The sequence below is a fragment of the Leptospiraceae bacterium genome, assembly GCA_015075105.1.
Taxonomy (GTDB): domain Bacteria; phylum Spirochaetota; class Leptospiria; order Leptospirales; family Leptospiraceae; genus JABWCC01.
This window is the reverse complement of the sequence record JABTUZ010000001.1, coordinates 429,575-440,000: the sequence shown is the minus strand read 5'-3', so window position 1 is coordinate 440,000 and position 10,426 is coordinate 429,575. Positions and strand designations below refer to the sequence as shown.

Below are 10,426 nucleotides of genomic sequence, written 5' to 3'. Positions count from 1 at the left end.
TACAACAGACTGATACGACATAAACAGAGAAAGTAAATAAAAAAAGACAAAAAAACCAAGGAAAAAGAAAAGTAAAAAAATACCATCTGCCCAAGATATACCATCAGATATAAAAAATATATGAGTATAAAAAGAAACTCATTTCAAAGATTGATTTTTCCGAAAATAAAAGCACAATGGAAACAAGTGAAGAGATAACAAAACAAGTAAACTCAACCGACAATCTTTCAATCTTATTGTATTACCTAACACCAAAAATCGAAAATCACATAGAAAATATTATTTTTGCAATTACCATAAAGCACCAAAGATCAAACCTTCAAAATACAATTTATACAGCAGTAAAGGAAATGATTATCAATGGCATAAAAGCCAATATCAAAAAGATTTTTTTTGAAGAGAACTTTCTCGACATTACAGATGCCGGGGATTATAAATTCGGTATGGGTGTAATCAAGAAAAGAACTTCAGACGATTGGATAAAAGAATACGGACAAAAAGCCAAAGAACAGAATATCAAAGTACAAGCAAATTTTCACTATAATGAAAACGGGCTTAGAGTTGATGTGGTAAATGACGTTCCGTTACTCAGTTTCGAAGAAAAAAGAATTCGCAAGAAATTATTGGAAGGAGATAAATACAACGATATTGTGGATTACTATAAAAAACATTCTGACCAGACCGAAGGAGAAGGTTTAGGGCTTGTCCTGAATCTTTTGCTATTAAAATCAGAAAATATGGATCCAAATTTATTTCGTATCGGAGTAATAAACGGTAAAACTATCAGTAGAATTGAATTTCCTTTTTCAAATGAATTCATTAGTTTTCGAGGAGAAAGTCCGGATATCAATGGAGAATTAGAAATATTGCTCTAATTTTCAAGCAAGCTTTATATCGTAAGAGCTTTTAATTTTAAAGCAATCGCAGATAAAGGGTCTATCAGTGTTCCTCTTACTTTCATACCGAGATGAAGATGAGGTCCGGTTGACATACCTGTAGAGCCTACTCTTCCTATAAGAGATCCTTTTTTAACAAAATCTCCCTCTTTTACAAGTGTTTCAGATTGATGCATATAGAATGAAAAAATCTTTGCTCCATGATCAATCACAGTAAAGACTCCCTCAAAGTACATTGGACGAGAGAGCACGACCTTACCACTTTGAATAGCAAAAATTGGATTTCCAGTCTTTCCTCTAAAGTCCACTCCTCCATGAGGACGACCTTTCTTTTTATTATAATTTCTTTGAATATAGAAAGGACTGGAAATTTTTTTCTCTCTCAAAGGAAATACAAAATCATCTTCCAGCATAATTTTTGAATCAGATTGAAAGGCAATTAACTTTTTCTTTTCGCATTCTTTAATGAATTCTAAAATATCTTTTGGTAAAGTTTTTGACACGTATTTTTGAGGAAGAGTGATGCTTTGCCTTTCTTGCACAATGAATTGAGACTTGTGAATTTCAACCTCGTATTTCTTTTTTATTTTGCCCGTATACCAAGTGCCATGCTTAACTTCCAGCAAGATATACCCCGGTTTTTCTTCAGGAGAGATAGGGAGAAAAGACAACCACTTCCCTTGTAGATTGTAAAGCGGATATTCTTCACCTTTCCAAAAAATCTGAAAATCTTTCTCTTTCATTTTTTTTGATTTTGAAGAAATTGTAAGGCAGACCAATTCTCCCGGGAAAAATTTCCTAGATGTCAATACAAATTCAAAATCTTTTTCTACTCGATGAATTTCTTCTAACTTAATAGAATGATTAGTTTTGTAGTTTTTCTTTTTTTCAGAGAAAATAGGAGAAAAAATAAATCCAAAAGCAATGAAAAAAATAAAAAATATTGTTTGATACTTTGATTTTATCATTTTTTTATTTACTATATATTATCGTTTTTTACATATTTAATTTTTAGTAAATCAAAAAATTTTTAATTTTATATTTATTTTTATCAACTTTAAAATTGTTTGTTTTTTTTTAGCTGATTTTCTTATGTAATTTAAGATAGAAAAATAGTTTTTTCAAGGGCTTGGCTTAAATGCATTCTTTTCTATCTATTAGGCAGCCTATGACAAAATTTTTGGAGTGATTATGTCCGTAAATATTGAATTTTCAAATGAACAGTATCTGAATCTTTTAGCAATTTTTTATCTCGGTATTTTTGTATGCGACACTGTCGAATTTGATGAAGAAATAGACGATGATAGTTTCATTGAAGCAAACGAATTTTTAGATTACGAAGAATTGGAGCAGTATTTGCTATCCTTTTCAAAAGACGCTCAATTAGGAGATGAATACGTTCAATACGATGAGGTTTTAGGCAAATACTTCCAAACAAATCTATTTGAAGAAGAAACCGGAGTGCTTCAGGCGATTGAAGACTACGACGATGCAATTTTTTGGGAAGAGTTAGTTTTTAAATTATCAAGGAGAGACTTCATTCTTCAATATGGCGAGAAAAATGTACAGGCCATGAGTTTAGAAGAAAAAATTGAAAAAGAGCAACCTTTCTACGAAAGATATTCTGAAGAATTCTTCAAACACGGAATCCGTAATCTTCAAATATTAAAAGGATAATATAATTTTTTTAGGTTTAGGGTATAAATAAAAAATATATTATTTATCAACTATCCCAGCTTCTTCAAATCCTTTCTTTCTAAGAAGGCAGGATTCACAATGACCACAAGGTTTGTCTAACTTTGGATCATAACAAGAATGAGTCCAAGAAAAAGGAACTTGCAGTTTCTTTGCGAGTAAAACGATTTCTTTCTTTTTCATCTTCAGTAAAGGGGTTATTATTTTTATAGACTTTCCTTGGACTCCGGCCTTAGTCCCCAATTGAACTGTTTTTTGAAAAGACTTGATAAATTCAGGTCTGCAATCCGGATATCCAGAGTAGTCCAGAGCGTTCACGCCTATATAGATTCGATTTAGACCATTACTTTCTGCTACAGAGGAGGCAAAGGATAAAAATAGTAAGTTTCTTCCGGGCACATAAGTATTGGGAATAGATTTTTTTGAAATGCTATCTTTTGAAATTAGTATTTTTTTTTCGACTAAAGACGAGCCTTTAAAAATATTTCTGTCTATTTTTGTTATTATATGAGGAGTATTTAAAGATTTTACAATTTTTTTGGCGCATTTTAGCTCTACGTTATGCCTTTGAGAATAATCAAAAGATAAGGCATACACTTTTTTATTTTCTTGTAAAGCAAGATAAAGACAGGTGGTAGAGTCTAACCCACCAGAAAACAAAACCAGTGCACCATCTTTTTTATTTTCCTTCATACACACAAGCACTGGTACAAGTTTCTTTCAAGGTGATTTTACTCAAATTTGGCAAAGAAGGCTTTAACTTATTCCATATCCAGATAGCAATATTTTCACTTGTAGGGTTTTTTAAATTCTCTATGTCGTTTAAAACATAGTGGTCTAAATAATTCTCTATAATAGGTTTCACAACTTTTTTTATTTCACCAAAATCCATGAGCCAACCTTGAACTGGATCTACTTCACCTTTCAAGTGGAGCTTAAAATAAAAACTATGCCCGTGCATTCTTTTGCATTTGTGCCCATCGGGAACTTCGGGTAAAAAGTGCGCAGCTTCAAACGAAAATTCTTTTACTAACTCTATTTCAGACATGGCAATTATTCTAACCTGATTATACTCGCCTCATAAGGAAAAATATCCAAAAAGGCAGGATTCACATAAGTACCTTCTTTTCTATGGGTTGAAATTAGAATCTCGCAATTGTCCACTGAAATCGGTTTGTTTTCTAATAAAAATCTTACTGTAGTATTTTTAAAATTCAGAACAACAAGAATTTTCTCTTTCCCGAATGTACGAATATAACTAAGAAGGTTATCTGCTTTTTTATCTAAAGGCTCAAAGCTTCCCTTTGTTAAAGCCTTAGATTTTTTTCTTACTCGAATTAATTTTTTATAAAAAGAAAATAAGCTATCCGTGTCGTTTATCTGATTTTCCAAGTTGACTTCTTTGTGATTCCAAACTAAGGGTAGCCAAGGCTCTCCTGATGTAAACCCTGCCTTGTCTGAAGAATCCCAACACATTGGAAGTCTTGTACCGTCTCTACCCGGATGAAATGGCCAGTATTTTTTCCCGATAGGGTCTTGGATTTTTTTTCTTGGGACTCTTTCACAGGTCATTCCGATTTCTTCACCATAATAAAGAAAGGGAGTCCCTCTAAGAGTCAAGAGCATTGCAGCAATGATTTTAGCTCTCTGGGTAGATTCTCCTTTCTTGAAGTATCTGTAAAAATGCCTCGGCTGATCGTGGTTACTTAAAGTGTAATTCGGCCAAATAGTATTTTTAAGAGCTTTCTCCCATTCGAGAATCGCCTGAAGAAAATCGTTTGGATTCCACTTGCAGTACATAAATGCAAAATTAAACGCTAAGTGTAATCCATCATTATTTTCCCCACAGTATGAGGCAGATAATTCAGGATTACCCGGAGGCTCATAAAAAACCTCACCCACGCTCATTTTATCTTTGTAAGAATCGAGTAGCGTCCTAAATTCTTGGACGATTTTAAAATTTTCGGGTCTATTTCTATCGTAAATATGGTACTGCCAATCGTAGGGTCTTGGTCCTTTGAAAATATTTACCGGATTGTTTCTTAGTTCAGAATCCTTAATATAATAATTCACCACATCTAAACGAAACCCGTCCACTCCCATATCGAGCCAATATCTAATCATTTTAAAAATGGCTTTTTTTACCTCTGGATTTCTCCAATTTAGATCGGGCTGCTCTTTCAAAAAATGGTGGTAGTAGTACTGTCCTGTTTTCTCGTCAAACTCCCAAGCCTTTCCACCAAAGGAAGCCAACCATTTGTTAGGCTCTTTTCCCTTGACAGGATCTTTCCAGATATACCAATCTCTTTTTTTATTATTTCTCGATGACCTTGATTCTATAAACCAAGGATGAAGATGAGAAGTATGGTTTATCACTAAATCCATAATGATTTTTATTTTTCTTTTGTGGGCTTCTTTTAGCAAAAGTTTAAAAGTTTTTAAATCTCCAAAAACTGGGTCTATATTTTCGTAATCGGATATATCATAACCAAAGTCAAACATTGGAGAAGGATAAATAGGCGAAAACCAAATTGCATCAATTCCAAGAGAGTCTTCTTTCCCGTTCAAATAGTCTAATTTTTGGATTACACCCTGTAAATCCCCTACCCCATCTCCATTAGAATCATAAAAACTCCTTGGATAAATTTGATAAATTACTGCTTCTTTCCACCACGACATAGACAGACCTTGTATATTTTATTTTATTATAATAAAACTATCGAATTTTATTTTCACTGTCATTATTTTAGAAATAAGCCAATCTTCAATTGTATTTCTTGTATTTTAAACAGAGAAAATTGCTTATTTTACGAAAAATGAATAAAACACAAAAAAAGAAAAATATTTTTATATGAGATAAATTTATTTTCAACTCTCTCTTTTTAATTTTTGTAAATACAAAATTACAGTCTAAGCTGCGGGCTTGTAAGTCCTCAAGGTCTTCAAACGAAGAATCCCTACAAAAAGAAAAAATGCAAGAAATGCACCGACTCCAATCACTGCCTTGTCAACAGTAAACACTGTTAAAATAAATCCAGACATTAATCCGGAGAATGCAGGGACGACTTGGCTCGTGATAGTGTATAAACTCAAAAGCCTTCCTCTAAACTCCGGCTTACTTTCTGTTTGCAGTAATGCAACTATTAAACTAATTGAAATCCCGGCTCCCATCCCGCTAAAAAGTAAAAGTACAAGAGAAACTTCAATACTTGTACTAACCCCGAGTAAACAAATCGAAACCCCACTTGTCAACCCCGAAAGCGCAATCATTTTTCCGAATCCAAATTTCTTGGCAAGACCAAGTGAAACACCTCCTCCTAAAAGTAGAGCCAATGCTATTGCTCCTAAAAAAAGACCTCTGGAAATTTCAGAAAGAGAAAGTATATTTGTTGCAAACCTTGGAAGCATAACTTGCACTGGGCCCATAGACAAGTACACTATAATTGCAAATAGAATAGCTTCTTTTAAAATTGGGCTAGCTTTTACATACCCTATTCCTTTTTGGATCCTATCTATTGCTGAAGACTCACGCCCAAAGCCCGGGGTCTTCAATCCAATTAGAGAGAGTATAGATAAAACAAAAAGTCCTGCACCAAAATAGTGCACAGTATTCCACCCATCAATTTTTTTACACAAAGATAAAAGTGGAGGGGCAAGACCAAACCCTAGCATTACTAAAATATTAAATATTACGGCAAATTTTGCCTGTTTGTTTCCTGCAAGACGACCGAGTAAAGCCATTCTTGCAGGTGCTAAGATAGACCAACCGATCCCGGCAAATAATGCGCCCGTCAAGAAAATAATTTTATTCCAATCTTCGGGCATAATAATAGTTAGATTTAAAAACAGAATAGAAATTAAAAAAAAACTATGAGCGATCTGCGCGATTTTTTGAGGGCTGTGAGAGTCACACCAAGCCCCACCAAACCAACCCAAAATTAATGGAGTTCCAAAGCAAAGCCCAAAGCCAATTCCTGCAAAAGCGTCTGAATTCCAAACATCTTGACTAAACAAAATTACGCTGTAATTTGTGAGATGTCCTCCTAAAAATCCCGTAAACGACGCAAATAAAAACCTAGATAAATCAAATCTATTCTCAGATTCAGGCTTTGTCATTTCTTTGTATTCACTTCAATCAGAGTGGGTCTTGTGTCTTCTATATGCCAACTCGGAAAAGCTCCATTGCATGTATATGCTATTCCTTGTGGAGAAAATTCAACGTCTCTTGTAAACGAAACTCTTCTTGGAAGAGGGTACACCTTCCATTTTTCAGTTTTGATATCCAGAGTAAGCAAATTATCAGAGGAGGTTCCAGTAACCCAAACTAAATTTCTAGGCCTATCTACGTTTAAAGAATAAGGAGTTTCAATCCCATCTACTGCAGTCGGCATCGGAAAATCTCTAAACTTTTTATCACTCGGTGTGTATTTCACTACTTTTGCTTCAGAAAAAGCCGCTATCCATAAATTATTTTCAGAGTCTGCCCTAAGTCTTCTTGGACTCTGAAATGGTGTGTCAATAATTTCCACCTTATTTGTTTTAGGGTCTATCATACCAATAGAATCTGCGTGGAGTCTTGCAAACCAAATCATGCCGTTAGGCGAAACATCTATCCCATAAGGTAGAGGCATCCCAGACACCCTATCGTCCACAGGAAGATAGTGCATTGGAAATCCCCAGTTCATTAGGCGAAGTATAACCCCGCTTACAAAAAGGCTAAAAGATTCTTTGGCGCTTCTGGAAGGCAAATCATACATTCTATACGTTTTGGTCTTTCTATCGAACATGCCGATTTGATTTGATAGAGCAAGAGTAAACCAAACCCTGTCTTCTTTATCAATTCGAATCGTGTGGGGGTATAAACCATTTTCAAAATTGTGGTCTGTAAATTTTCTTGTAACAGGATCAAATTCGATCAATCTTTTTTGAAGAGAGGGGGTGAGAAAAATATGACCGTCCTTAGAAGATTCTGCAAGTGAATGAATCCCTACAAAAGTTTCGTATTTCGGAAAAGTTTTTAACCTTCCAGAAAGTAACCCTCCAAGTCCATCGTCATCAATATGGGGAACTTTAAACACCATAGTCTTACCTGTGCGAGGGTCTATTTCCCATATCCTGTCTTGCAAATTGTCCCCTACATATACCTTCCCGTTAGAATGGTATAAAAGATCGTGCATCTGCGAAAAACTATCTCCAATCGGCCACTCTCTAATTGAAGTGGTATACAACTCACTTCCCCACTTCCTTGGCTCGGTAACTCTTTCTGGGTGATCCAATAAATCCTTATAGGCTTTAGAAAGAATCTTAGGTAGTCTTTTTTGCACTTTACTGGAAGGTCTAGAACCATAACCAATCATCCTGTGCATTATAGTTTCCCAATCTTTTTCTGTATAAGGACGACGCATAAAATAACTTCCCTGTTGGTGACAAAAACCGCACTGTTCCATATACACTTTTCTGTATTCTTTTTCTTCTCCCCAGTCAAGGGCTGCCACCCAATTGTTGGAAGGAAACTGTGCGACTAAATCGTTTGGTTTAGTGATTTTCTCCATTTTCGTCTGGATAGATACGTTAGACGACATTCCTTGAAAATTTTCGTCGTAGTACCCGATTTTTCTCACTCGAATCAAAATCTTGTCCGGATAGGGATAGGAAATATTTAAGTTTCCATTTTTATCCGTAAAAGAAGTTACCTCTGGTGAAATCAATTCTTCCTTTTCAGGGTAAGGGTAACCTTTGTCGTCTCTCGAAGCAAGGTGGGGTCTATCCAATTTTACCGTGACCATAGCAAGCTCTAAAGGTCTTCCAGACCGATCTGTCACATTTATACTGAATGCACTTAATTCTAATAACGAAAAACAAATTATAAAAAGGACTGCCATGCTATTTCTATATTTCATTGTAATCGACTCCTTTTGATTTTAAAAATTCATAAAAAGCTTGCTTAGACGTATATTTTGGTTTGTAGCCAAAATCTTTTTTTAGGGAGGTGTTGTCCAAAACCGGCCTGTATCTCAAAAAATCCAATTGCTCTGGCCCATATTGGGATAACTTCAAAGGTTTTAGTATTCCAAGAACTAATTTTAACAACCACGCAGGTTTTGGTTTATACGGCTTACCCAAAATCTTTGCAATTTCAGGCATCGACAAAGCCCCGTCTCCCGCAAGGTTAAATACCCCAGTTTTCTTTTTCTCTATCCCCAATAAAATTATATTTACTAAATCCTTATCCCATATAAATACAAAAGGGCTCTTACTCCCACTGATTCCAAGAATACTTTTCTTATTAAATAAATCTGTAATCAAATTATTTACAGTAGGCCCAAGAACTGTACCAGGCCTCAAAACCAATTGGGTTAGTTTTGGGTGCAATTTTCTATAGAGGCTGAGCATTTCCTCTACCTCTTTTTTGTGCTTTGAATATGCAAAATGGTCGTGCCCTCGAATCAAATCGGTCTCTTTAATCCATTCAGGGTTGTCTTTATAATACCCGTAGGCCGCACCAGAACTCGTAATAATAATTTGACGAGTCTTTGCAAGTAAGGCACCATCTAATACATTTCTTGTACCTTCTACATCAATTTTTCTTTGAGTTTCTTCACTCATACCCGGGGGAGGATTGATAATGGATGCGAGATGAACTATCGAATCCGGTTTCATTTTTTTGATTTCGTTAATTGTTTCGATTCTATTGCTAATATCGAGTATTCTTAGTTTTACTTTTTTTAAATTTTTAAACTCATCCGTAGGTTTTATATCTGAAGAAAGTATATCCCAATTAGGATACTTTTTTGCTAAAGAGCGAACTAAATTACTCCCAATATATCCGGATCCTCCTGTGATAAAAACTTTCAAGTAAGACTCTCCTCGTTCGACGGTAGATTTCTCCAGTAGGCAACAAGTATAAGCCCAGACACAATATGCCAAATCCCCCAAAACGCAGCTACTAAAGCCATATTCGGCTCTGCCTTGAATTGGGTAAGTATAAGTCCAAGAGCTAAACCAGAATTTTGCATACCTACCTCAATTGTAATCGCACGCCTATTGCTTTCGTTTTGCCTGAATACCCTTGCAATTACATTTCCTATTGCAAGTGCTATAAAATTATGAAATATAACTACAATTAGAATAAATCCAAGATTGTCTGAAAACATTTTCCAATTGCTCCAAACCGCAACAATAAGAAATCCAAGAAACGCTAAGGATGAAAATTTTTTAAATAGAGGCGTTATCTTATGAGAAAATCCCACTGCAAGATTACCAATGAGCATTCCGAGTGTCAATGGCACAACGAGTAAAACAATAAGACTTTTTATAATATCCAACCCATTTACTTGAAGCTCCGTGGATATAAGCGCCTTCGTAACCGGATTCAAATTTGCAGTCAAGGCAAAATTTAATGGAAGAGTAAACACGCTCATCACGCTCGACACTGCAGTCATACTGACTGAAAGCGCAGTATTTCCCTTTGCCAAGTGAGTGACGATATTCGATAAATTTCCCCCGGGACTTGCGGCCACAAGTAGCATCCCAAGCTCTACGCCGGCAGGAAGATCCAAAACTAAAGTAGCGGCTAAAGTAATCCAAGGAAGTAATAGAACTTGACCAACCATACCCGAAAGTACAGAAATCGGTCTTTGCAAAACCGATTTGAATGCAATCACCCTAAGCTCCAAAGCTACTCCAAAAATCATGCACGCAAGAACAAGCCCTAGCACCATTTGATAGTCTGTATTATAATTCATAGAACCTCTATTTAACTCACAGATTCCCAAAATACAACACTGACAATTTTTTAGCAATGAAATATTAAACTTTTGACATAGGTTACCTAA

The 10,426-nt window shown here is 35.3% G+C and carries 11 protein-coding genes (1 of these 11 only partly in view); 3 read left to right on the top strand and 8 right to left on the bottom strand.

Annotated features, from left to right (window positions below):
- Together HS129_02215 and HS129_02210 are read left to right on the top strand one after the other, a co-directional pair.
- A protein-coding gene (locus HS129_02215) for a hypothetical protein (protein ID MBE7410869.1) crosses the window boundary here: on the top strand, window positions 1–36 show its end. It extends 126 nt beyond the left edge of the window; 36 of the gene's 162 nt are visible here — the last part of the coding sequence; its start codon lies beyond the left edge, outside the window; its stop codon occupies window positions 34–36.
- A 140-nt stretch (window positions 37–176) separates the two neighbouring features.
- On the top strand, window positions 177–875 hold the full coding sequence (locus tag HS129_02210) for a histidine kinase (protein ID MBE7410868.1): 699 nt from the start codon (window positions 177–179) through the stop codon (window positions 873–875).
- A 14-nt stretch (window positions 876–889) separates the two neighbouring features.
- On the opposite strand, the gene HS129_02205 is transcribed toward HS129_02210, so the two are convergent.
- Window positions 890–1,864, bottom strand: a complete 975-nt coding sequence (locus HS129_02205; protein ID MBE7410867.1) for a M23 family metallopeptidase — start codon at window positions 1,862–1,864, stop codon at window positions 890–892.
- A gap of 223 nt (window positions 1,865–2,087) precedes the next feature.
- Here HS129_02205 and HS129_02200 point away from each other — a divergent pair, with 223 nt between their 5' ends.
- Window positions 2,088–2,573 (top strand): hypothetical protein, encoded by a 486-nt coding sequence (locus HS129_02200; protein ID MBE7410866.1) that lies wholly within the window; start codon window positions 2,088–2,090, stop codon window positions 2,571–2,573.
- 39 nt (window positions 2,574–2,612) lie between these two features.
- On the opposite strand, the gene queC is transcribed toward HS129_02200, so the two are convergent.
- The 7 genes from queC to HS129_02165 all read right to left on the bottom strand — a co-directional run bounded on the left by queC (window position 2,613) and on the right by HS129_02165 (window position 10,336).
- A complete protein-coding gene (gene queC / locus HS129_02195) occupies window positions 2,613–3,284 on the bottom strand; it encodes a 7-cyano-7-deazaguanine synthase QueC (protein ID MBE7410865.1) in 672 nt (223 codons plus the stop codon).
- Complete coding sequence (queD, locus tag HS129_02190) at window positions 3,271–3,639, bottom strand: 6-carboxytetrahydropterin synthase QueD (GenBank protein ID MBE7410864.1); 369 nt, start codon at window positions 3,637–3,639, stop codon at window positions 3,271–3,273. Before queD ends, queC begins: the two co-directional genes overlap by 14 nt.
- A gap of 5 nt (window positions 3,640–3,644) precedes the next feature.
- Complete coding sequence (locus tag HS129_02185; GenBank protein ID MBE7410863.1) at window positions 3,645–5,270, bottom strand: alpha-glucosidase; 1,626 nt, start codon at window positions 5,268–5,270, stop codon at window positions 3,645–3,647.
- A 231-nt stretch (window positions 5,271–5,501) separates the two neighbouring features.
- Entirely contained in the window at window positions 5,502–6,707 is a 1,206-nt protein-coding gene (locus HS129_02180) for an MFS transporter (protein ID MBE7410862.1), read from the bottom strand.
- Window positions 6,704–8,491, bottom strand: a complete 1,788-nt coding sequence (locus HS129_02175; protein MBE7410861.1) for a lyase — start codon at window positions 8,489–8,491, stop codon at window positions 6,704–6,706. Before HS129_02175 ends, HS129_02180 begins: the two co-directional genes overlap by 4 nt.
- Complete coding sequence (locus HS129_02170; protein MBE7410860.1) at window positions 8,481–9,446, bottom strand: NAD-dependent epimerase/dehydratase family protein; 966 nt, start codon at window positions 9,444–9,446, stop codon at window positions 8,481–8,483. The genes HS129_02175 and HS129_02170 overlap by 11 nt, the downstream gene beginning before the upstream one ends.
- Window positions 9,443–10,336, bottom strand: a complete 894-nt coding sequence (locus tag HS129_02165) for a bile acid:sodium symporter family protein (protein ID MBE7410859.1) — start codon at window positions 10,334–10,336, stop codon at window positions 9,443–9,445. The genes HS129_02170 and HS129_02165 overlap by 4 nt, the downstream gene beginning before the upstream one ends.
- Window positions 10,337–10,426: the final 90 nt, after the last annotated feature.